The sequence below is a fragment of the [Erwinia] mediterraneensis genome, assembly GCF_900604315.1.
GTDB lineage: Bacteria > Pseudomonadota > Gammaproteobacteria > Enterobacterales > Enterobacteriaceae > Pantoea > Pantoea mediterraneensis_A.
The window spans coordinates 2,984,470-3,006,645 of sequence record NZ_LR026978.1 but is presented as its reverse complement, the minus strand read 5'-3'; the positions used below and the strand labels follow the sequence as shown (position 1 = coordinate 3,006,645).

The 22,176-nt window shown below is 53.3% G+C and carries 16 protein-coding genes, 3 tRNA genes and 5 pseudogenes; 9 read left to right on the top strand and 15 right to left on the bottom strand.

The genetic code is table 11. The features are described 5' to 3' along the window. Positions 1–281: 281 nt before the first annotated feature. Positions 282–353 (bottom strand): annotated as a pseudogene (locus E0E17_RS14115) (IS1 family transposase); the annotation flags it as partial. 142 nt (positions 354–495) lie between these two features. Between E0E17_RS14115 and E0E17_RS14110 the strand changes: the two are divergent. Next, a pseudogene (locus E0E17_RS14110) lies at positions 496–1,317 on the top strand (GGDEF domain-containing protein); the annotation flags it as partial. A 71-nt stretch (positions 1,318–1,388) separates the two neighbouring features. Here E0E17_RS14110 and E0E17_RS14105 read toward each other — a convergent pair. Then, a pseudogene (locus E0E17_RS14105) lies at positions 1,389–2,007 on the bottom strand (EAL domain-containing protein); the annotation flags it as partial. A gap of 326 nt (positions 2,008–2,333) precedes the next feature. Here E0E17_RS14105 and E0E17_RS14100 point away from each other — a divergent pair. After that, positions 2,334–2,971, top strand: a pseudogene (locus tag E0E17_RS14100) (diguanylate cyclase domain-containing protein); the annotation flags it as partial. Positions 2,972–3,260: 289 nt separating this feature from the next. Further along, positions 3,261–3,428, top strand: a pseudogene (locus E0E17_RS14095) (family 1 glycosylhydrolase); the annotation flags it as partial. Between the two features lie 78 nt (positions 3,429–3,506). On the opposite strand, the gene E0E17_RS14090 reads toward E0E17_RS14095, so the two are convergent. Beyond that, complete coding sequence (locus E0E17_RS14090; protein ID WP_130834659.1) at positions 3,507–4,493, bottom strand: GlxA family transcriptional regulator; 987 nt, start codon at positions 4,491–4,493, stop codon at positions 3,507–3,509. A gap of 125 nt (positions 4,494–4,618) precedes the next feature. Here E0E17_RS14090 and E0E17_RS14085 point away from each other — a divergent pair, with 125 nt between their 5' ends. Further along, complete coding sequence (locus E0E17_RS14085; RefSeq protein ID WP_023328886.1) at positions 4,619–4,924, top strand: putative quinol monooxygenase; 306 nt, start codon at positions 4,619–4,621, stop codon at positions 4,922–4,924. Positions 4,925–5,192: 268 nt separating this feature from the next. Here the strand turns inward: E0E17_RS14085 and E0E17_RS14080 are convergent. Beyond that, positions 5,193–6,328, bottom strand: a protein-coding gene (locus E0E17_RS14080) for an IS3 family transposase (protein WP_130834658.1) whose coding sequence is annotated in 2 segments (ribosomal slippage) — positions 5,193–6,082 and positions 6,082–6,328 — 1,137 coding nt in all. Because the reading frame shifts where the segments join, the coding sequence is not laid out codon by codon here. A gap of 584 nt (positions 6,329–6,912) precedes the next feature. Here E0E17_RS14080 and E0E17_RS14070 point away from each other — a divergent pair. The 3 genes from E0E17_RS14070 to E0E17_RS14055 all read left to right on the top strand — a co-directional run bounded on the left by E0E17_RS14070 (position 6,913) and on the right by E0E17_RS14055 (position 11,219). Next, complete coding sequence (locus E0E17_RS14070; RefSeq protein ID WP_130834656.1) at positions 6,913–9,564, top strand: excinuclease ABC subunit UvrA; 2,652 nt, start codon at positions 6,913–6,915, stop codon at positions 9,562–9,564. 203 nt (positions 9,565–9,767) lie between these two features. Next, positions 9,768–10,199, top strand: a complete 432-nt coding sequence (locus E0E17_RS14065) for a DUF488 domain-containing protein (protein WP_130834655.1) — start codon at positions 9,768–9,770, stop codon at positions 10,197–10,199. Between the two features lie 642 nt (positions 10,200–10,841). Then, positions 10,842–11,219, top strand: coding sequence for a winged helix-turn-helix transcriptional regulator (locus E0E17_RS14055; protein ID WP_130834654.1), 378 nt, complete (start codon positions 10,842–10,844; stop codon positions 11,217–11,219). A 531-nt stretch (positions 11,220–11,750) separates the two neighbouring features. On the opposite strand, the gene E0E17_RS14050 is transcribed toward E0E17_RS14055, so the two are convergent. The 3 genes from E0E17_RS14050 to E0E17_RS14040 all read right to left on the bottom strand — a co-directional run bounded on the left by E0E17_RS14050 (position 11,751) and on the right by E0E17_RS14040 (position 14,900). Beyond that, positions 11,751–12,332: a DUF4142 domain-containing protein gene (locus tag E0E17_RS14050; protein ID WP_130834653.1), complete on the bottom strand. Its 582-nt coding sequence runs from the start codon at positions 12,330–12,332 to the stop codon at positions 11,751–11,753. Positions 12,333–12,707: 375 nt separating this feature from the next. Next, the gene (locus E0E17_RS14045; protein WP_237680832.1) at positions 12,708–13,334 is read right to left on the bottom strand and encodes a TetR/AcrR family transcriptional regulator; all 627 of its coding nucleotides are present in this window, start codon (positions 13,332–13,334) and stop codon (positions 12,708–12,710) included. A 93-nt stretch (positions 13,335–13,427) separates the two neighbouring features. Continuing rightward, positions 13,428–14,900, bottom strand: coding sequence for an aldehyde dehydrogenase family protein (locus E0E17_RS14040; protein WP_130834651.1), 1,473 nt, complete (start codon positions 14,898–14,900; stop codon positions 13,428–13,430). A 599-nt stretch (positions 14,901–15,499) separates the two neighbouring features. On the opposite strand from E0E17_RS14040, the gene E0E17_RS14035 reads away from it, so the two are divergent. After that, a complete protein-coding gene (locus E0E17_RS14035; protein WP_130834650.1) occupies positions 15,500–15,982 on the top strand; it encodes a glutathione peroxidase in 483 nt (160 codons plus the stop codon). Positions 15,983–16,272: 290 nt separating this feature from the next. On the opposite strand, the gene E0E17_RS14030 is transcribed toward E0E17_RS14035, so the two are convergent. The 6 genes from E0E17_RS14030 to uvrY form a co-directional block, all read right to left on the bottom strand. Next, positions 16,273–16,359: transfer RNA gene (locus E0E17_RS14030), tRNA-Leu, on the bottom strand. A gap of 11 nt (positions 16,360–16,370) precedes the next feature. After that, positions 16,371–16,444, bottom strand: a tRNA-Cys gene (locus E0E17_RS14025). Positions 16,445–16,486: 42 nt separating this feature from the next. Next, a tRNA-Gly gene (locus E0E17_RS14020) sits at positions 16,487–16,562 on the bottom strand. A 153-nt stretch (positions 16,563–16,715) separates the two neighbouring features. After that, the gene (pgsA, locus tag E0E17_RS14015) at positions 16,716–17,264 is read right to left on the bottom strand and encodes a CDP-diacylglycerol--glycerol-3-phosphate 3-phosphatidyltransferase (RefSeq protein WP_130834649.1); all 549 of its coding nucleotides are present in this window, start codon (positions 17,262–17,264) and stop codon (positions 16,716–16,718) included. A gap of 68 nt (positions 17,265–17,332) precedes the next feature. Then, complete coding sequence (uvrC, locus tag E0E17_RS14010; RefSeq protein ID WP_130834648.1) at positions 17,333–19,165, bottom strand: excinuclease ABC subunit UvrC; 1,833 nt, start codon at positions 19,163–19,165, stop codon at positions 17,333–17,335. Beyond that, positions 19,158–19,817, bottom strand: a complete 660-nt coding sequence (gene uvrY / locus E0E17_RS14005; RefSeq protein WP_130834647.1) for a UvrY/SirA/GacA family response regulator transcription factor — start codon at positions 19,815–19,817, stop codon at positions 19,158–19,160. Before uvrY ends, uvrC begins: the two co-directional genes overlap by 8 nt. 431 nt (positions 19,818–20,248) lie before the next feature. On the opposite strand from uvrY, the gene E0E17_RS14000 reads away from it, so the two are divergent. After that, positions 20,249–20,473, top strand: a complete 225-nt coding sequence (locus E0E17_RS14000; protein ID WP_130834646.1) for a DUF2594 family protein — start codon at positions 20,249–20,251, stop codon at positions 20,471–20,473. Positions 20,474–20,527: 54 nt separating this feature from the next. Here E0E17_RS14000 and E0E17_RS13995 read toward each other — a convergent pair whose 3' ends face one another. After that, positions 20,528–21,139: an acyl-homoserine-lactone synthase gene (locus E0E17_RS13995; RefSeq protein ID WP_130834645.1), complete on the bottom strand. Its 612-nt coding sequence runs from the start codon at positions 21,137–21,139 to the stop codon at positions 20,528–20,530. A gap of 118 nt (positions 21,140–21,257) precedes the next feature. Continuing rightward, positions 21,258–21,980, bottom strand: a complete 723-nt coding sequence (locus E0E17_RS13990; RefSeq protein ID WP_130834644.1) for an autoinducer binding domain-containing protein — start codon at positions 21,978–21,980, stop codon at positions 21,258–21,260. Positions 21,981–22,176 lie beyond the last annotated feature (196 nt).

The following is a 22,176-nucleotide window of genomic DNA, read 5'->3' as shown; positions in this document are numbered from 1 at the left end:
AACGTTGACCGGTAAGCGAAAGCAAAAATCGGGAAAACGCATCCCTTTTGACAGGGTGCAAAAAAGTACCCTGTCAGGTAATTATTCTTCATATATTCAGTTGCCAAGCGCGCCCATGCTGGAGTTTTACCGAGTGGCGCGGCCTGCCCCGACGCTGAGTGTCGGATCACTATATCTGTTAGGGGTCAGTTTGGATATCGAAAATTATTGTACGTTAAGGTCATTTTTTGGCCTTCTTACTTTAGCTGGCCTCATCCGACGAAACTGGTAATGGTTCCAACTTACTGATAGTGTTTTATGTTCAGATAATGCCCGATGATTTTGTCATGCAGCTCCACCGATTTCGGCAGGCTATCGCCACGCAGAAGCCGTTTATTTCGGCGCCCTTTACCTCGGCGACGGGCAACTACGTGGTTTCTGTCGCAGCCGCTCTTCACGCCGCACGGCAGTTACCTGGGCTACATTGGCGGCACCATCTACCTCAAAAAGCAGAGCATGCTGAGCGACATCCTGAGCCAGCATTTCTATGCTCGCGGCTCCATCGTCAGCAATGACGGCCTCATCATCTTCAACCACGATCCGTCACGCGTGGGAACAAAAATGGCGCTGAACTCCGCGCTGCGCAAGCGCCTGGCCACCACAGACAGCGGGCGGTTCAGCTCGGAGGCGGACGGGCAGCAGTTCCTGACGGGCTACGCCAGCCTGCACAAAACGGACTGGAACATTTTTATCGCCGGGACCTCTGAGACGGTCCGGCATATTCTGGTGCGCACGGCAGTAAATGCCCTGTGGTTCCTGCTGAGCATCGTTATCCTGACGGTCGCCGTGGTGACCCTGCTGGCCGGGCGCATTGCCTCTCCCCTGGAGACGCTGGCGGGCATGGTGCGGGATGAGGGGAATGACGCGTCGCTGGCATCGGTGAAGGTCTGGTACTTTGAGGCCGACCGTCTGAAGCAGGCCGTGGAGGAGTACCGCCACGCCATGGCAGGCCGTATGGCCGCGCTCAGCGACGAGGCCATGACCGACCCGCTGACCGGGCTCTGCAACCGGCGTGGCTTTACTCTGCTGGCGGACAGGAGCCGCGAAGATGCCTCGCAGTGCGTGATTGCACTTGATATCGACCACTTTAAAAAAATTAACGACTGGTACGGGCACGATGCGGGTGATGCGGTGCTGGTCAGCCTGCTACGGCAGGCCTGCCGCACGGGAGACGTGGTCAGCCGCTTCGGCGGCGAGGAGTTTATTCTCCTGCTGCTGCAGACGGCGCTGGAGGATGCGGCCCGGACGGCGGAGCGCATCCGCGAGGTGGTGAGCACCACGATGTTCCCGTTCGTCGGTGCCATGACGGTGTCGGCCGGCGTGGCGTCCCTGGCAACTGTGGCAGCGGGTCAGCACTGGCCGCGCAGCTCCACGAAAGCCACTCGTCAAGCTCCGCCTCCGGCAGCGGCCGGAAATAGAAGAATCCCTGCGCCTGGTCGCAGCCGTACTCCGTGAGCTCGGTAACCGTATCGGCATCCTCAACGCCTTCGGCCAGCACCGTGTAGTCCAGATCCTTCAGCATGGCGATGATGCGTGAAGCGGTGTCTGACAAGATTTCGCTGATGAGCGTGCGGTCGAGCTTGATAACGTCCAGCGGCATGCACCGCAGGTAGCTGATGTTGCTGTAGCCGGTGCCGAAGTCGTCCAGCGAAACCCCGAACCCCCGCAGCTTCAGCATCTCCAGCCCTCGCGGGCAAAGCCCCGGCTGCTGGCGTTTATGGTCACCGGGAGCTGGATGCAGCTGTTGCGCAGGCGGGCAAGGCGGCCGATGGTGCGGTCCGTAACCCATACCGTCAGCGCGCAGAGCAGCTCGGTCTGCTCTGCCAGGGGTAAAAACAGCGCGGGCGAGACTTCGCCCCGTACCGGATGGCACCAGCGGACCAGCGCCTCCAGCCCCACCGGCAGGCCAATATACAGGCAGATTTTAGGCTGATAGGCGAGCCACAGCCCACGGTCTTCCCGCAGCGCGGCGCGGACACCCCGCCATCGAAGAGGTGCCCTGCGCGGGCTGTAGCGAGCTGGCGGAGGCCGTTTTCTAGGCACGTTTTACTCGCTCAGGCATGCGCTTCAGTCCGCCCGCCTGCGGCACCCTGACTGCGTCATCTGCCTGCGGTTCGCCTCCCTGCAGCGCTGACCGTGGCCAGGAATGGTCCTGAAATAACGTTTTCGTGATGTCCCGGTAGCAGGGCGTCACTGTTGTCCCTGACCCCGCCCGCAGCGGGGCGTCAGGTACTTCTACGGCCTCGCCTGATTGAACGTATCCCCTTTTTGCTGTGTCATGCCGGCCACAGCTTATTCCACCTGGGGGACCGACCCTGAAACGCCCGACATCAGACCACGAGCCCGCCCGCCTTGCGGCTCTGGCACCCTATCAGCAGGCGGATGCGCTGCCGGAAAGCGCGCTCGACAGACTCACTACGCTCGCCGCGCGCCTTTTTCGCGTACCCACCGCCTTCGTTTCGCTGATTGATGACCAGCGGCAGTTTTTTGCATCCCGCTACCGCAACGAGCTGGATCGCCTGACGGCCGACGAGGCGGCGATTTCACTACCGCGCACGCTGCAGATATGGGGGCTCAGGCGCGACGGCCAGGAGTTTCCGGCCGAGGTGCCATTCTCGGGCTGGCGGGAGGGCGGCGAACGCCTGGTGGGATGATCGTGCGTGACGACACCGCCCGGCATGAGAGCGAGGCCCGCCTCTGCGAGCTAGCCTCGCGGGACATGCTGACCCGCCTGGCGAGCCGCGGTGCGTTTATGCAGCAGCTCAGTCAGCTAACCGAAACCGGCGTGCCGTATACCCTGCTGATGACCGACCTGAACGGCTTCAAGGAGGTCAATGACACTCTCGGGCACGCCGCCGGCGACGCGCTGCTCTGTCACGTGGCGGATCAAATCCGGCTGGTGTGCGCGGACGTGGTCACCGCCGCCCGGCTCCTGTTATGTAATTGGGGACGGACAGAAGATAACAGGAACCAGTCATCCATTTAATGGCATAGTGTGGATTATATAATTCCAAAATTAACACCAATCAGATATATCGTTGGGATGCCTGACGTGTTTTCAGTTAATGTGGGTTTGTGAAAATGGAATGCAGGTCGACAGGGATAAATGCAGGCTCATTTGCAGGTATTGTGGGTTTGAGAGCTGCGCTGGTTGCAGCTAATGTGAGCTGATAATCAGCGGTAAATGCAGGTCGTACCTATTTCAAATGCAGGTCGCTACACCTATAGACATGATCAGCGCAAGCACGTCTCAGATGTCCAAACGGTACGGATTTATACATGTTGACCAGGATAATATGGGGAACGGAACACTAAAACGCTCCCGTAAGAAAAGCTTCCACTGGTATAAAAAAGTCATCGCCACGAACGGAAAAGACCTCAGTAGTTAACACAGCACAGCCCTGGCAGCACTGTGCTGTCAGGGCGTCCCACAATTCCGCGCGGATACCTCCCGGTCCTACTGTGCATTATTCCCGGGTACGGTCTTTCACCCAACGGCGGTATAATGCCGGATTCATACCGGTCATCCGGCTGAAGACCCTCCTGAAACTGCCCTCATCCGCGTAACCTGCATCAGCTGCGATCTGCTTTATGGTTTTAGCGGATGTTTCAAGTGCCAGCCTTGCCATTTCACACCTGATCCTGTCGATAAACTGTTTCGGTGACTCGCCTGTTTCCGCCTTTATACGCCTGTGAAAGGTTCGCTCCGAAATGGCAAGGCGCCGGCACAGCTCTCTTGTGGTAAGCAGCGTTGATGCTTCCTGCCTTATAAAAAATTCTGCACCGGGCAGAATACTGTCCGGCCGGCTGAGGTGCGCGGTGGGCATATAAACAGCCCTTGCGGGAGGCGTTGTATCCACTACAGCAAATTCTGCTGCAATGCGCGCAGCCTCCGTCCCCTCAAGCTGACGCACAACGTGTAAGGCCACATCAATCCATGAAAGCGGCCCGCCAGCCGTAACTATACGGTTATCCTCAGTCAGAGCATTGCCCCAGATGGCGTTTGCCCGGGGATAACGGCGCTTGAGCTCATCGTACAGCCACCAGGTTGTCGTACATTTTCTGCCGTTGAGCAGCCCCGCCTCGCCCAGCATAAACACTCCGCTGCACGAGCCACAAGCCAGCGCGCCATGCACGTACTGTTGCCGTATCCATGACGCTATGCTGCCCAGCTTACCGAGCTGTGGCGGTGTGTTTGATGCATCGGGTACAAACCCGGGGATCAGAACCGCATCGCATGATTTGATATCTGCCAGTGCCGCATCGGCGGTCAGTAACCGCCCGCTTCCGTCGGTCACAGGCCGCCCGTCCGAACTTGCTGTCATGATATTAAAGGGTGACGGCTCCTTGCGAGCAGCTGATATGGCTCTTCCGGCAAGAGAGAACATATCAGCCAGCCCGGTATAGCCTGAAGCAAGGCATCCCGGGGAAGCAATAATGACTATCTTTTTCATCTCAGTCCTGTAATTGGCCGAAAATGCCGGTTTAATGGCAGATTCGCCACAGTGCCATGTTGCCTAACCCTGATACAATAATTCTCATAAGAAAGCCATGATTATTACAACAGGAGAAAGAAACAATGAGTACAACAGCAGGACTGATTTCATTTAAAGCGAGAGAAGGAAAAGGCGCTGAAGTAGCAGAGCGCATAGCCGCTGCTTTGCCTCATGTTAATGCAGAAGAGGGCACCACTCACTGGCTGGTGATCCGCTCAGAAACGAGTCCTGAAACGGTTTTCCTTGTAGATCTGTTCAGTAGTACAGACTCAAGGGAACTCCATATGTCCGGTGAAGCAGCTAAACAAATATTCGCTACCGTACCCGCTCTGCTGGCAGAAGAGCCACACATTCATCCTGCGGTTTTGATTGCGGCAAAAGGTATTTAATTCGGTACGTTATGAGTTCAGCTCACATCTCATAGCGCACATAGAAGGCTGTAAATTTTACATGTCCGCTTTTCGCGGACATTTTTGATGAAAATTCTAGAGTGGTAACCCTAAGCAGCCAAATCTGACCGGGTATACCCAAAAGTCACCCCTGAATCGCCACGGATAATCTAGACACTTCCGAGCCGTTGATGGACTGACCCCGCCCCGGTAGACGATCCTGCCCTATAGTTTGGACTGACCCCACGCCTGTAGACAAATCCTGTCCTCACGACGAGGCCTGTTCGAAGGCCTCCGGACTGACGCCGCCGAGGTGGCTGTGGCGCCGGGACCGGTTATAGAAGACTTCAATGTAATCGAAGATATCCGCCCGGGCCAGATCCCTGGTTTTATATATGCGTTTTCTGATCCGTTCTTTTTTCAGCGAACTGAAGAACGATTCGGCCACCGCATTATCCCAGCAGTTGCCACGCCGGCTCATGCTCGGCGCCAGGTTATTGGCCCGGTAGAAGCGCTGCCAGTCGTCACTGCCGTACTGGCTGCCCTGATCGCTATGTACGATAACCTCGCTGTCTGGTTTTCGGCGCCAGACCGCCATCATCAGCGCGTCGAGCGCCAGTTCGCGTGAGGGAGTGGGTTTCATCGACCAGCCGACCACATTACGGGCGAAGAGATCGATAACCACCGCCAGATACAGCCAGCCCTGCCAGGTGCGGATATAAGTAATATCGGTGACCCAGACCTGGTTGGCCCGGACAACGGTGAACTGCCGCTGCACGCGATTAGGAGCAACGACTGAAGGCCTGCCAGCGATACGACGTGGCGCTTTATAGCCGCGCACAGCTTTAATCCGGTTCAGTTGCATGATCCGACCCACCCGGTTTCTACCACAGGTTTCCCCGATTTCGTTCAGATCGCCATGAACCCGCCGGTAACCGTATACGCCTCCGCTCAGGGAATATGAGTCGCGGATAAGCATCAGCAGGCGCTGGTTATCTTTATCACGCGCCGAGACAGGGTTATGCAGCCACGCATAGAACCCGGCCCGGGCGACATTCAGTACCCGACACATCGTCATCACACCCCATACAGTTCGGTGCTCATTGATAAAGCGGTACTTCAGTCGGGCTCCTTTGCAAAGTACCGCGCGGCCTTTTTCAGGATATCCCGTTCTTCTTCGGTGCGTTTTAGCTGCGCCCGGAGTTTCAGGATCTCGCTTTTAGCTTCCAGTAAATCCCGGGCATTCTGCTCGCTGTTATCAGGTTTGATAGCCCGTAGCCACTTGTAGAGGCTGTGTGCAGAGACGCCCAGACGCTCAGATACTTCGGCGACGGAATAACCGCGTTCCGTTATCTGACGGACGGCTTCTTCCTTAAATTCAGGTGTAAATCGTAGTGTGCCCATACGCTCCTCCTATACTCAAACTATAGGGCAGGATCGTCTACCGGGGCGGGGTCAGTCCAGGGAGCCGTTAACGACCTGATGGCGGTTGTTCTGGAAAGCTATCTTCGGGAGGAATTCCCCGATACGGGCAAACGAAATGAGTCGCAGAAGAGGTCAATCGACGACACCATTTCGATAGTCCGCTCCTATCTCCGTTAACTCTGCCAGGCAGATGTTTGATGGGGTCTAAAACTGTAATGAAAGGAAATGACATATGAAATCACGTGCATTATTCATCTGTATTTTTTAATTGGTACCCGAAACCGCCTGAGTGTCGCCATCAGCTGGGTCTGGAACCACAGCGTCGCGTACCGGGGAGCCCGCATTATCACGGGAGCCAAATCTCCGGTCCCGGGTACGCCGCCAGCCAGTTCTCATACAGAAGGCGGATCCGCAGGGTACCACCGGGCCCAGCTTCAGCAATCTGTTTCCGGTCACACAAACGCTTTTTTCGACGGGCTTTCTGATCGAGCGGTCCGGCACACCAGATACCGTCACAAGAGGTGGCCTTATTAAGAGCGGACACACCTAACACAGGAAATTCTATGGCAAAGAAACTTTTCGGTTATCATCCCATCCTGACTGACGACAGCAATTCAGTTGTGATTCGCGGTGCTCGCGAGAACAACCTTAAAGAGGTGGATGTTTCCATTCCGCGCAACGCATTGGTTGTTTTTTCGGGTGTGTCAGGCTCAGGTAAGTCTTCACTGGCCTTTGGCACCATTTATGCTGAGGCGCAACGGCGCTACTTTGAATCGGTTGCCCCTTACGCTCGTCGCCTCATTGATCAGGTCGGGGTTCCGGATGTGGATGCCATTGACGGACTGCCGCCAGCCGTTGCGCTTCAGCAACAACGCGGTGCCAGTAACGCGCGATCCTCTGTCGGCAGCGTGACCACCTTATCCAGTCTGGTGCGAATGATGTACTCACGGGCGGGCGCTTATCCTGCCGGACAACCGATGCTGTATGCCGAGGATTTTTCTCCCAACACGCCGCAGGGGGCATGCCCTTCTTGCCATGGTCTGGGCCATATCTATGAGGTAACTGAAACACTGATGGTGCCCGATCCCTCACTTAGTATCCGTGAAAGGGCTATTGCTTCCTGGCCCCCGGCCTGGCACGGACAGAATCTGCGGGATATTCTGGTGACGCTGGGGTATGACATCGACACTCCCTGGAAAAATCTGCCAGCGGAAGACCGTCAGTGGATCCTTTTTACCGAAGACACCCCCACGGTACCGGTTTTCCCGGGACTGAGTCCGGAAGATACGCGCGAAGCCGTCAGGAAAAAAATGACCCCGGGTTATATGGGGACCTTCACCGGGGCACGTCGTTATGTGCTACATACCTTCGCCAGCACGCAAAGCGCGTTGATGAGAAAACGAGTCTCCCGTTTTATGGAAGGCAAGCTCTGTCCGGTCTGTCACGGGAAAAGACTGAAGTCAGAATCATTGTCCGTCACCTTTGCCGGTGTGGACATTGGTGAATTTATGCAGATGCCCTTAGACCAGCTGGCGGAATTGCTCCTTCCAATCTCCCGGGGGGATTTCAGTGCTCACCACGCCGGCGCAGATGCCGACAGGGATATCACCCGTCGGGATCGGACAGAGCGTGCTGCATCCGGAAAAGCGGTCCATTCCGTGACACCCGATGTCCGCCGGACATCGGCGTTATCGGAAGAGAAACGACTGGCGGCACAACGGCTGACCGGTGGTGTCATGGCCCGGTTGTATCAGTTGCAGAAGCTGGGGCTGGGTTATCTTACGCTGGACAGAGCAACCCCAACTCTATCTGCCGGAGAGCTTCAGCGACTGCGTCTTGCCACGCAACTAAGTTCGATGCTGTTTGGTGTGGTCTATGTTCTTGATGAACCGTCTGCGGGTCTGCACCCCTCAGACAGTAAAGCGCTTTACGATGCGCTTGAGAACCTTCGTGATGCCGGAAACTCGGTGTTTGTCGTTGAACATGATCTTAACCTGATGCGACGGGCGCAATGGCTTGTTGATGTGGGACCGTCGGCTGGTGAACAGGGAGGACATGTTCTCTACAGTGGAATTCCTGAAGATCTGAAAGCCGTCACCCAATCTCGTACCGCGCGTTATTTATTTGATGAAGTCCGGCCACCACAATCTTTTGCCCGTATCCCATCCGGGTGGCTGAAACTGCAGGGGATCCATCGCCACAATCTTAAGTGGATCGATGTTGATATTCCTCTGGGTGTGCTGACAGCCGTGACGGGAGTCTCTGGCTCCGGTAAATCCAGTCTGATTGCCCAGGCCTTACCGGAACTGGTGCTTTCTTCACTTGGCGGTGAGCCAGAAGACGTGCTTTCCGAAGCCAGCGACGCTGAGGGGCCATCCGTAACGGAGAAAACGTACGGTACCCTGACCGGTGATACCGGACTGGTAAAGCGTCTGGTTCAGGTTGACCAGAAACCGATAGGCAGGACCCCCCGTTCAAACCTGGCGACATATACCGGGTTGTTTGATCCTGTTCGTAAGCTCTTTGCCGGAACGACTGACGCCAAACTCCATCATTACGATGCGGGTCAATTCTCTTTCAATGTGGCAAAAGGCCGCTGTGCAACCTGTGAAGGTGAAGGATTCGTCAGCGTGGAGCTGTTGTTTATGCCGAGCGTGTATGCACCGTGCCCGACCTGCCATGGCGCGCGGTATAACCGGGATACTCTCAGGATCTGCTGGCAGGGCAAAAATATCGCGGAGGTCCTGCATATGACGGTGGATGAAGCCAGTCAGTTCTTTGCGACTGAAGAACCAGTGGCTCGTCCCCTCCGTCTGCTGAGTGAAATTGGTCTGGGCTACCTGCGTCTGGGACAACCAGCAACCGAGTTATCCGGAGGGGAGGCGCAAAGGATCAAGCTGGCAACCGAACTACAACGTAGCCAACGTGGCCAAACGTTGTATATCCTAGATGAACCGACAACCGGCCTGCATGCTTCAGACGCCGACCGCCTCCTTGTGCAGCTGCAGCGGCTTGTTGATGCAGAAAATACGGTGATAATGATTGAACACGATATGCGGGCGGTTACTCAGGCAGACCAGGTTATCGACATCGGTCCTGGAGCGGGACATGAGGGAGGACGCCTGGTTGCCGCAGGAACTCCCGAACAGGTATCGCAGGTCAAAGAAAGCCGTACCGCACAGTATATTGCCAGGGAACTCTCACGGAACGGTTAAAAAGGGCTGTGTCGTCATTGCGTCAATGGCGGCACATTCCCGGCGTGTTCTGTATCAGTAATCTCCCGCAGGTATATTATATTTATTGTGATACTTGGACTAACGAGAAATTTGTCAGTAATGGATAACAAAATAGCGTGCCGGGATCATGATTTTCATACGGCGCTTATTAACACTGTTGTGAACAGGTAAAAGATAATCTGATGAGAATATTCACCATTGGCTTCACACAATCTTCTGCGGAACACTTTTTTACCCGACTAAAAAACTCAGGAGCGAAACGTATTATGGATGTTCGCTTCAATAATCGTTCTCAGCTGGCTGGTTTCGCAAAACGGGACGATCTGAAATACTTCGCCCGTACATTGTGTGGAATGGATTATGAACACTGGCCTGATCTTGCCCCGACACGGGAAATGTTTGAGCAGTATAAGTTAAACAATGGATGCTGGGACACCTATGCGGCTGATTTTATCAATTTGATAACACAAAGACAGATTGAACATCTCATCAAAAAGCAATTTTCTGATGCATGTTTACTATGCAGTGAACATAAGCCTCATCACTGCCACAGAAGACTTGTTGCAGAATATCTGGCAGGAAAATGGTCTGATGTCAGTATCATCCATTTATAGTAATGCTCGCACTTACGTATCTGTTTTTTTTCACTATTTGGGGTTGTATAAAAAGAAGTGACCCGCCGGCGCGCTCAGGTCTACCGTGTCGCCTTCACTGACGACATTATGGAGGGTTGATGAGACATAACTAGGATCCTGTCCTTCCGCATACGTATCTTCGCGTTTCACGGAAATATACAGGTAACCGGCCCGGGGCATGCCGGATAAGCTATAGCCCAGTTCAGGGACAAAGACACGGAGCGCCACGTACTGTCCCGATCGGTAATCAGGCAGGGCCTGTCCGTCTTCGACCGTCAGATAAAAAGACGTGAACTCCTCGCTTTCTTTTATTTTTTTGCTGACGTTAAAAGCGCGTCAGCTCAGCCAGCGGCCGGGTGTGGTACGGCGCTCATCATAAAGCCTTTTCTCGGATCCGATAAATATGTTGTCCAGATGCTGGTACGCGACAAATAGGCACCGATGAGTGAGTTATTCATCGGGACGGAAAGCACTTTGCTAATGGAATGGAGTACATTGTCACCGACAATACTGTAGTTCGCGGCCTTAATATTCAGGCTCACATGTTTGTGGCAAATCAGCTCAATGACCGGAGCCAGAATACCGCGCCACTGCCTACCAAATATAACTGACTATATCGCTATGCAAGAAAATAACGGCAACGCACTGATAGACGTGGGAAAAATTCAGCCGGTGTTAGAATATATCACCAATAAATGGTCGATATTAATTCTTACGGTGCTGTGTACTAAACCTTACCGGTTCAATGAACTTCGCAGACGCCTGGATGGGATTACCCATAAGGCTCTGGCAGACGCGCTGAAACGGCTGGAGCGAAACGGTTTAGTCAATCGCCACGTTCTGTCTACTTATCCTGTGAGTGTGGAATACACGATTACGCCGCTGGCGAAATCATTGCAGCAACCTGTCGTTGCTCTGGCGAATTGGGCACTGGAATTTGGTCCGGCCATTGAATCAGCCCAGCTTGAGTACGATCGTGCTCATGCAGGTGAAAATTAATGCGGAAGTCACGTTGAGGCCTGAGCAATGCCTGCACCGACGGCTTGTCGGCCAGCCCATGATTCCAGGCCGCGCCATATTCTGCTTTTCCTGTACTGAAAGCATGCGGTAAAAGTCTTGCCAGGCCGGAGAATTTTTCAGTCTGGTCATTGTGGGCTTCTCCGTATTTTCTCCCCTGGCTGCATCAGGCGGTATTTTTCCGGCGCTGAGCACGGCCTGACGGAACTCATCAGTTTGCATCAGGCTTTGCTGTTGTAATTTTACAGTCCGCTTTGGGCCAGAAGCGTTCCTTCGCAAGGTCTGCGCCCTGCAGCCTGGCGAGCGACTGCTTCGGATCCATTCTGTCGTCACGCGTAGAGAATGTATCAGCTCGCGACTGTCTACAGACGGGCATATATGGGCACACTTACGGTAAAGCTCGTTCCCCGTGCTTCAGCAATGTTAACAATGACGCTTTTGCCGCGACTTTCTGCAACACTTCGAACAAAAATAGTCGAGGTCGCAGGATTGCGTGCCCACCGAAAAAACTGTTTACTGACCTGCTGGCATTGACATCTGCTGGGCGGATTTCAGGTGCTGCTCAACAACTGGCGTATGCGCGTCGGCCAGCATCTTCACATCTGGATCCGTAATCTTTTTAGCGTCACTCTGCAACGTTGACAGCACCATCTGATGGTCTTTGGTGCCGGCGTTTTCCATATACATCTTGTCAAATGCGTCGCCGCTCTGTTTTTCCAGACTGGCGGCAGTCGCCTTATGCATGGCGTCCGGCTCAGTCGGCAATGCCACGCCTTTTTGCCGGGCGACCGTCTGTACTTTGGACAAGGCATCTCCGTGGTCGTTGACCATCTGCTGAGCGAATGCTTTGACTTCGCTGCTTTGCGCCTTGCTCAGCGCGATCTTAGCGGCAGCGATTTCATTGATATTGGCCTGCGCCATGTCCTTCAACGCTTTTTCGTCACCGGTGCTGAGCCGGGCGTTTGATCCGGTCTGGCCTGCAGCGCCATTTTGCGCAGCGCTCGTCGGTGTCTGGGCTTGCACGCCAACAGCACTGAACATAGTTACTACTGCTGATACGGCTAACAGCCCTTTCAAGGTTTTACTCTTTTGCATTTTGTTCTCCTGCGGGTCATGGGTACAGCTGATGTCAGGTAATTAATCGTGCGCAGCCTCGTAGGTAAATTACTACTGCAATGGTCAGTATAGTGGATGAACGCTTTTGAGACGGGAGTTTAGGTTCTGACCCTTAACGGAGCACGGCAGGAATAACGAAAGCAAAGATGTAGGAATTGCATAGCGCGGCATTCAAGGCAAAGGAAGTATTGGAGACATCCCGCTCACGCTACCTGCCTTGTGCCAGAAGCGGACATAGCAAACATCACTGCATGCTAATTCGTCATTGAATGGTTCCCCATATGGCCTGCGCGTGTCTTGTCCGCGCTTGCCATGCATCGCGATCAACGTTTCATCTCTGCCAGGGACAGGCTCTCAGGACCTGAGTTGCAGCGTATCGGCGAACTGGAGGTAATATTGCTCGATCAGTTTCTGTCCATTGTCCGGAGAGAACAGGTACAAGCGCATCAGTCCCTCAAAAACGAGGGAAAGTCGCTCTGTAACAGCGTCTGGATTGAGATCAGCAGATATCTGACCGCTGTTCTGGGCCGCGCATATCTTGCTGTGAACACTGCTGATCAGGCCAGACTCCGAATCGCGCAGGAGTTTGGCGACATGTGTATTACGCGCACCTTCGCTGGCGATCTCGGCACGTAAAACCGCCACCGCGTGTCCCTCGGGGGTGAGGAAGATCTCTGCCAGCAGCTCTTCAATCGCTTTGCGACTGAAATCAGTACTCCAGAAACGGCTTATCAGATTGTGATGCCGCTGCAGGTCGAGTTCGATAAGCGCAGTGATGAGGGCTTCCTTGCTCGGGAAGTACTGGTAGATGTTCGCAACGCTGACCCCTGCCGCCGCGCTGATCTCGGAAATGGATGAGGCGTGAAACCCGCGTTGTATAAAGCAGTTTCGGGCCCCGTTAAGGATCTGAGTCATGCGTTCTTCACGCGCATGCGCATTCACGGGACGCCCGCGCAGGGGTTTGACTGCATCAGTTTTCATTTTCACACTGTATTCCATTCAGGTAACACAAGGACGACACCGGGCTGGTGCGTCCTCAGTTTGCAGGTAAGACTGACTGCGAAGCGATAGACGTCAGAGTGGCATCGGTGTTGCCTCAACGCTCACATAGACCTTGATTTCCTGAAACTGCTCAATCGCACGCGGCCCACAAAGGACGCCGATACCACTTTGCTTGAAGCCGCTCTGTTCGAAGTGCTCGGACATGACGCCCCAGCAGTTTAGCCAGATATGACCGGCTTGAATAGCCTTGCCAACTCGCCGGCAGCGCGCCGCATCGTCCGAGAACACCGAAGCGGCGAGACCAAATTCGGTAGCATTTGCGCGCATGATTGCGTCGGCTTCGTCTTCAAAAATCTCGAAAGTCTGAACTGGCCCGAAGACCTCGGACTGGATGACTCTGGTGTCCAGGTCCTGTAATTCGATCAAGGCGGGACGGTAGAACGCGCCTGCAGCCAGAGGGCCTTCATCGACCGGGCCGCCGCGCACCAGAATGTTTGCATAGGATCCGGCTTCAGCAACCACGGCATCAACGCGTTGAACACTGGCCTTGTCGATCAGTGGACCAAGCTGCGCCTGCGGATCCTCGCTTTCGCCGAGCCGCACGTTCTGATAAGCCTCGATCAGCGCGGCGCGCAATCGGTCGGCAATGCCACGCTGGACCAGTACACGCGAACCGGTGCAGCAGAACTGGCCGTTCATCGCGACCAAAGCCATGACGATCTGAGGTACCACCACATCAGGATTGGCATCATCGAATACGACCAGCGGCGCCTTGCCACCCAGTTCCAGGTTCAGACGCTTGAGCGTTTTGGCACCGTTGGCGGCAATGAGACGGCCCACCTTCGTGCTGCCGGTATAGCTGATCATATTCACCAGAGGGGAATCGACCAGCATGGAGGCGCCAATACTCCCGGTTTCGGTGATCACATTCAGTACACCCGGCGGCAGCGATTTGACTGCGGCAATTGCCCGGGAAAACAGTGCATTGGTAAGCGCGGTTTGATGCGGCAGTTTCAGTACCACCGTGCATCCGGCAGCCAGGGCGGGAGCAACAGCGCGTACTGACAGGATGATGGGTGAGTTCCAGGGCGAGATCACCCCCACAACGCCAAGAGGTTCGGGATCGGAATGAAAGTGCATTCCCGGCGCGGCCTCAAGGGCGCGTCCACCGGTCTGCAAGAGTGCGGTGGCGGCACCATAACGCAGCCACTCTACCGTTAATGCCAGTTCCCACCGGGTCTGCGCCAGCAGCTTGCCCCCTTCACGTGCGAGCTGGATTGCCATCTCGTCCATCCGTTTGGCGACTTCATCAGCCAGCTCGGACAGGGCACGCGAGCGCAGGGAGCGTTCTTTGGACCAGCTTGTTGTGTCGAAAGCAGTGCGGGCAGCCTCAATCGCCTGGCGCGCTTCATCTGCGCCGATGTCGAGGTAACTTCCCAGCGGCTGGCCGGTCGAAGGGCTGACCGCCTGCCTGATCGTGCCTCCGTTGTTCCAGCTACCGTTGATCCAGTTCTTTGCAGCTTCAGTCAAATTCGAGCGTTCCATAATATTTCCTTTCAGAGTATCCCGCGGATTGATCGATGCAGACACGGAGCGGGTAATCCCTGGTCTGATCGGTTGACGCCGAAGCTAAAGGCTGCTCGTTTGCTTCGTGTTAATATAAAAGTAAGCGATCGCTTATATATATACAATGTTTATTTTCCGGGGAGTGCTCAGACTTTAAGCAGGTGTCCCGATGACGCCGTCTGCCCGTGCCGTGCTGCTTAACCGCGCTTGATTATCCGGCACGCTTCTTATTTCTGTCACCCTGTCCGTTTTATTACAATGGTTTACATAATTCTCTGGCTGCATCATTCGGCTGAGGTTACGCAGAGCATGCCTGGTAATAACCCTCTTTCTCAGGGAAAAGGTTTGGCGCTAACTTTATTTCCGTGCTCTGGAAAGACAGGTTCATGAAGATCATTGGGTTGAAGTGCTGTAATCAATGCGTTTCGTAAGCTGGATCCTGTGCCCTGCTTCAGCATCTACCCGGAATTCGTCAGTGCTGTTCATGCGGACATGGAAAATGTGTAATTCTGATCGACAGGCCATTATCCTGTCTTACATAACGCATCTGCGAAGTGAGTAATGCTGAGGATTTCGACATGACCACTTTTCATCAATTTACTGCCACCAGTCTGAGCGGCCAGCTTATTCCTATGGCCGACTACGCTGGCAAGCTGGTTCTCGTGGTTAATACCGCCAGCCATTGTGGATTTACGCCACAATATGCAGGCCTTGAATCGCTCTACAGGAAGTACGCCGCCCGGGGTCTGGTGGTGCTTGGTTTTCCCTGCAACCAGTTCGGTAAGCAGGAACCCGGTGATGCTGACGAAATCGCGCAGACCTGCCACATCAACTATGGTGTGAGCTTCCCGATGTTCGAGAAAGTGGAGGTCAATGGTGCCTTAACGCATCCGGTGTTTCGTTACCTGAAAGACGAATTGCCCGGCATGCTGGGCGGGCGGATCAAATGGAACTTTACGAAGTTTCTGATCGGACGCGACGGTAAACCAGTCAAGCGTTTTGCACCGATCACCACCCCGGAGAAAATGGAAGCCGTAATCCTTGCTGCACTTGAAAACTAAGCGCTTCTGTAACTTGAACCAATTATCTTTAGGCTCCTGCACCCGGCAGTCGCCGCTTCCCGGTTACTGAATCTGCACAAAGCCATCCGCCTCGCGCCAGAGGTAAAATTACCGGGGTGGCGGTGGTGACAGGCAAAAAACAGACAATGGATATCAGGAAACCGGCCGCAGACACAAAAAAACCGCCATATAATAAAGTGTCCAACAAATGGGATTCACTTCATCTCGGCGGTCACGACATCACTGCTTTATTGCTTTGTTTCATTTGGGATTTTTAATCGGTAACGCGATGGTGCCCGGGGCGGGACTTGAACCCGCACAGCCATACAGCCGAGGGATTTTAAATCCCTTGTGTCTACCGATTTCACCACCCGGGCAGGGTGTAAAGTGGAGGCGCGTCCCGGAGTCGAACCGAGGTGGACGGATTTGCAATCCGCTGCATGGCCACTCTGCCAACGCGCCTTAATTCTGCAGTACTTCAGGCTATGGCCTGAAACATAAATCTGGAGCGGGAAACGAGACTCGAACTCGCGACCCCGACCTTGGCAAGGTCGTGCTCTACCAACTGAGCTATTCCCGCTTTATAACAGCGATGCTGTCGAACCTGCTGATTTACTTTATCTTCTGGCAGACTCGCCGCCGTTTGATGCGATGCATTCTACTGACCTGACGCAATGAGTCAATAAAATTATCCGCACGTCGCGTGCGTTTGCTGCTTTTTAAATCGCATCGATCACCGTTCGAACAGATCGCCACGTGCGGCGTTGAGATACTGGAACATTGACCAGAAGGTAAGCACCGCAGCGATATAGAGCGCCAGCACTCCGACACCTGTTACCGTGCTGTCAGGTCGCCAGAGCAGCGCGACCAGCGACAGCATTTGTGCCGTGGTTTTCACTTTGCCTATCCAGGAGACGGCGACGCTGCTGCGCTTGCCGATCTCAGCCATCCACTCACGCAGCGCAGAGATAATAATTTCGCGGGCAATCATGGTCGCTGCGGGCAGCGTAATCCACCAGGAATGGAAATGTTCTGCCACCAGCACTAATGCGATTGCCACCATCACTTTGTCAGCAACAGGATCGAGAAAGGCTCCGAAACGGGTTGTCTGTTTCCAGCGGCGCGCCAGAAACCCATCAAACCAGTCAGTCACCGCCGCGACCACGAAGATCAGGGCGGTAACAAAGGGCGCCCAGTGAAAGGGTAAGTAGAACGCCAGGACAAAAAACGGAATCAGAACGACACGAAACAGGGTAAGACACGTCGGAATGTTAAATTGCATATGCCGGTAACTGTCTGGAATGGGTATAATTTAATGTATGTTCCTACATTGCCCCCCCTGTTTCAACGTTAGTTTTTCAGGGAGTAGTAGATTTTTTCAGCCAGAGCGAATGAGATACCCGGAACTTTGGCAATCTCTTCCACGCTGGCGTTCAGTAAGGGTTGCAGGCCACCCATGTATTTAAGCAGTTGCTGACGCCGTTTCGGTCCAATTCCTTCGATACTTTCCAGCGCGCTGGTGTTTTTCACTTTTGCCCGTTTTTTACGGTGACCCGAAATTGCATGATTGTGAGCATCATCACGAATATGCTGGATCACATGCAGCGCTGGCGAGTCGGACGGCAGCGAAAAGCCCTCCCCTTCCGGCTCAAAAAAGAGCGTTTCCAGTCCCGCTTTGCGATCGCTTCCCTTCGCCACGCCCAACAAAATGGGCCGATCTTTATCCCAGGGCACATTCAGTTCGGCGAAAACATTTTTCGCCTGCGCCAGTTGCCCTTTGCCACCGTCGATCAGAATGACATCAGGCACTTTATTTTCTTCCAGTGCTTTGTCATAACGTCGACGCAGGACCTGATTCATCGCTGCATAGTCATCGCCCGGCGTGATGCCAACGATATTGTAGCGACGGTAATCTGCACGCAGCGGTCCGTTATGGTCAAAAACCACACAGGAGGCGATGGTTTGCTCGCCCATGGTATGGCTGATATCGAAACACTCCATGCGGTTAATCTGATCCAGATGCAGGAACTCGGCTAACGCCGCCAGACGCTGCTGGATAGTGGACTGCTGAGATAGACGGGTAACCAGTGCCGTTCCGGCATTAGTACGCGCGAGTTTAAGATAGCGAGCCCGATCTCCGCGCGGTTTGCTCTGAATATTGACGCGTCGCCCCGCCAGCTCGCTGAGCGATTCCGCCAGCAATTCGCGCTCAGGCAGGTCAAAATCTAACAGTATTTCCCCCGGTAAGGTGCGTGCTTCACTGCCCTGCAGGTAAAATTGCCCTACAAAGGTTTGCACCACTTCTGCCAGCTCGGTATCTGCCGGGACTTTAGGGAAATAGCTGCGGCTGCCCAGTACCTTACCCTGACGAATAAAAAGCACATGCAGGCAGGCCATGCCCGCTTCATAGGCCACGCTCATCACATCCAGGTCATCCCCCTGATTAGAGACAAACTGTTTCTCTGTGATACGTCGTACCGCCTGAATCTGATCCCGCAGTCGTGCCGCCTCTTCGAAGCGCAATCCCTGGCTCGCCTCCTCCATACGCTTCACCAGCATATTCAACACCTGATCGTCTTTACCGGCGAGAAAGAGCCGCACATACTCAGTCTGTTGCACATACTCCTCTTCGCTCACCAGACCGGCCACGCAAGGGCCGAGACAGCGTCCAATCTGATATTGCAGGCAGGGACGCGAGCGATTGCGGTACACGCTATTCTCGCACTGGCGAATGGGAAAGACTTTTTGCAGCAGCGCCAGCGTTTCACGCACGGCGTAACCGTTAGGAAAGGGCCCGAAATATTCGCCTTTGGCATGTTTTGCGCCACGATGCATTGCCAGACGCGGATGGGGATCGCTGCTCAGGAAAATATAGGGATAAGATTTATCGTCCCGTAACAGTACGTTATAGCGCGGCTGATAGAGCTTAATATAATTATGCTCAAGCAGAAGCGCTTCCGTTTCGGTGTGCGTTACGGTGACATCAATCTGGTGAATATTCGCGACCAGCGCTTCCGTTTTGCGGCTGCCTGGTTGCGCGCGGAAATAGCTGCTGAGGCGTTTTTTGAGATCTTTGGCTTTACCGACATAGATAACGGTGCCCGAGGCGTCATACATGCGGTAGACGCCAGGCTGGCTGGTCACGGTGCTGAGAAATGCTTTGGGATTGAAAACTTCACTCACTACTGATTAACGGCTCCGCATTGAACAAGCCATGGCGAATGGCAAGATGCGTTAACTCTACGTCGCCACTGATATGCAATTTACTGAACATACGGTAACGATAGCTGTTAACGGTTTTAGGACTGAGATTAAGCTGCTCAGAAATCTCTGTCACCTTTTGGCCTTTGGTGATCATCAGCATAATCTGCAATTCCCTTTCCGACAAACAGCTGAAAGGAGATTCCGCTTTTTGCGGCTCAATCTGACTCAGCGCCATCTGTTGCGCGATATCCGACGCGATATAGCGCTGACCCGCATGCACAGAGCGGATCGCGTTAACCACCTCCTGCGGCGCGGCGCCTTTGCTTAAATAGCCCGCCGCGCCTGCCTGCATGACCTTCGCCGGCAAGGGATTTTCCGTATGGATGGTTAACATAATGATCTTAATGTCCGGATTAAAACGCACAATTTTGCGCGTGGCTTCCAGCCCGCCAATGCCCGGCATGTTCATATCCATTAAAATTACATCAACCGGCTGGCTACGACACCATTTAACCGCATCCTCTCCGCAGCTGGCCTCTCCGGCGACCAAAATACCTTTCATGTCCTCCAGTATGCGGCGAATACCGGCACGTACCAGTTCATGGTCATCAACAAGAAGCACACTGATCAACGAGGAGTACTCCGAATGCTAAAAGTGAAGGGAAAGCTTATTTCAGAATACATAGCATACCTGTTTTTAACTAAAAAGAACATCAACAAGCATCAGGTTTGGCTATTTTTGATGTTTTTATCCCCCCCGCTGTTAACACATACTTTTAACGGATTTTTGCAAATAAAACGCCAGAAAAATATATAAGATATTAAAATTCAATAAGTTAATAAAATTTCAATTTTTTAGCATTTATTTGCTAAGCATGAAATGAATTTTCACATTCTAAATAAGAACCGCAATGAATTAATAAAAATCCCTTTACACCATAACAAGAAATTTCCGAGGAAAAGTTTGAGACAAAAAAATTTTTAACGCGCTGTGATATACTTATTGAGTATGAGTCAGGGTAAATGTCCCTGTTTTTATTGCACTATTACCAAGGAGAGAAAATGAGCGACGAAGATTTTTTTACCTCACCGGAAACGCAGGCGCTGGCGGATGAAGTCGCTTGTCTGAAGATGATGGTGACCCTGATTCTGAAAGGCATGGGGCAAGCGGATGCCGGAAAAGTGATTATCAATATGGAGCGTTATGTTAAGACGTTAGGCGAGAATCCGAAGGCCGAGGTGTTTAGTAACACCATCAAACAAATCAAAAAGGCCTATCAGCAGTAAGCGCCACGCCCCTGTATGCCGTGCTGGCCAACGGGGCGTATTCACGCTTCCCCATTAGCCATGGGTTTGCCAGTTAATGGAAACACCCAGAGAAGGAAGAACCTCTTCCGGACTGAAACGACGCGCGCCGCGATATTTTTCGGCCAGGGCGGGCTGAATAACCGGAATGCGGATAGCGAACAGATTATCTTCGGACTGGATTAATCCTGGCGTCAGCGGTTCATACACTACCTGATGCTCTTCAAACATCTTTTCCAGCATTGGAGTGGCCGAGCTGAGAATGTACTCCATGCCATGCAACTCCGCTAACTGCACGGCGTGCCAGAGAATCGTCAGCGGTAACTCACGGTCTACCTTCAGTCGCGCTGAGAAACGTGACATTTCCCATACTTTTTCATGGCTGAACGGCAACACGATATTCTCGCTGTTCTCAGGCTCTTGCCAGGGCATCAGTCTGGCACAACCGCTGATGCCATATCGGGCGCTCCAGGCTATTAACCAGGTGACGTCAGATCTATCATAGCGATCATATTCCTGTCCCGGAGTACTGAGTCGTGGCGGTAAAGACCAGCCTTCGCCGCGCGCAAATACACTGTAACGGTAGCTTCCCAACTCCGCCAGCAGGGAGGATGGCATATCCTTTAACTGGGTCTGAATTATTTTCATCACGCGCCCCTGACTTCCCCATGTTTGCAATGATCTCTTTGCGCCAGCCTGGCAAAGCCCCGGCGCAGGGTAGACAACTGACTTCTGCGATGAAACTACTAATATTAGTAGTTGCTTTTTATAAAATTCCTATCGCTGCTGCATAGCAGGCAATTTGCGTCTTATTAGAAACGTTAAAACGCTTTTGCATGTTTTTTTGATGAAAATTCACCGTATGTTCAGAGATGGATAAAATAAGCGAAATCTCGGCGGAGGTTTTCCCCTCTGCGGTCCATTTAAGGATTTCCAGTTCACGCTGACTGAACTCGTTCGCCAGAATGATCATTGAGTCATCAGCAAAGCGTTCCAGGGTGTAGAGACTTAGTTCCGCCAGTAAGTGTAGTTTTACTTCCAGCTCAACACGTCGCTGTTGAGCCGGATAGGGTTGTCTGGCTGACAGGGATAATATGCCAATAGCACGATTCGATGCCATCGCTGAGCAGGAAAAACCGCTCTTTAATCCATGCTGCGCTGCATCCGCCCAAAGCTCATCGGCCCCGACAAACAGTTCGCGCGTCCACTCAATGCCCCGTCCCGGTTGTTGACAGTACGCCAGTACCGGATCAATCGCAAAATAGTTCTGCGCTTCATAGCGTTTAATCCAGGCTTCCGGATAAGAGCTGTAAAGAAAAATTCGCGGCCGGGTAAAAGGAACCGGATGCTGAATCAAAAAAGAGTAATGATCAAAACCCAACGCTTCAGTGTGCAACTGCAGAAGTGTTTTTAAATGAAAAATCTCTGTTAAGGACTGAAATTGTTTTTCTGTTTCGCCACGCCAGACGAAATAATTATCGGTCGTCATTATTACCTCAGCGTTATCCCACGCCCTTACGCCGTGCTATTCGTTCCAGATATCATAAAAATAAATCAATTAGAGCAAAAATATTGATTGAAGAAAAAGCCGGCCACAGTGGGAAAACAAATGCTTTCGCTGTTAGTACTTTTCCAAATCGGAGAAGCGCCTGCGCTTCTCTACCATGTTAAGCTCTTTACAGAGT

Excerpts from the sequence above, each read along its gene's own strand:
- E0E17_RS14035 (WP_130834650.1), top strand. The coding sequence starts at position 15,500 with ATGACCACTTTTCATCAATTTACTGCCACCAGTCTGAGCGGCCAGCTT.
- E0E17_RS14065 (WP_130834655.1), top strand. The coding sequence starts at position 9,768 with ATGAGAATATTCACCATTGGCTTCACACAATCTTCTGCGGAACACTTT.
- E0E17_RS14000 (WP_130834646.1), top strand. The coding sequence starts at position 20,249 with ATGAGCGACGAAGATTTTTTTACCTCACCGGAAACGCAGGCGCTGGCG.
- pgsA (WP_130834649.1), bottom strand. The coding sequence starts at position 17,264 with ATGCAATTTAACATTCCGACGTGTCTTACCCTGTTTCGTGTCGTTCTG.
- E0E17_RS14040 (WP_130834651.1), bottom strand. The coding sequence starts at position 14,900 with ATGGAACGCTCGAATTTGACTGAAGCTGCAAAGAACTGGATCAACGGT.
- E0E17_RS13995 (WP_130834645.1), bottom strand. The coding sequence starts at position 21,139 with ATGAAAATAATTCAGACCCAGTTAAAGGATATGCCATCCTCCCTGCTG.
- E0E17_RS14055 (WP_130834654.1), top strand. The coding sequence starts at position 10,842 with ATGCAAGAAAATAACGGCAACGCACTGATAGACGTGGGAAAAATTCAG.
- E0E17_RS14090 (WP_130834659.1), bottom strand. The coding sequence starts at position 4,493 with ATGAAAAAGATAGTCATTATTGCTTCCCCGGGATGCCTTGCTTCAGGC.
- E0E17_RS14085 (WP_023328886.1), top strand. The coding sequence starts at position 4,619 with ATGAGTACAACAGCAGGACTGATTTCATTTAAAGCGAGAGAAGGAAAA.
- E0E17_RS14050 (WP_130834653.1), bottom strand. The coding sequence starts at position 12,332 with ATGCAAAAGAGTAAAACCTTGAAAGGGCTGTTAGCCGTATCAGCAGTA.
- E0E17_RS14070 (WP_130834656.1), top strand. The coding sequence starts at position 6,913 with ATGGCAAAGAAACTTTTCGGTTATCATCCCATCCTGACTGACGACAGC.
- E0E17_RS14045 (WP_237680832.1), bottom strand. The coding sequence starts at position 13,334 with ATGAAAACTGATGCAGTCAAACCCCTGCGCGGGCGTCCCGTGAATGCG.
- E0E17_RS13990 (WP_130834644.1), bottom strand. The coding sequence starts at position 21,980 with ATGACGACCGATAATTATTTCGTCTGGCGTGGCGAAACAGAAAAACAA.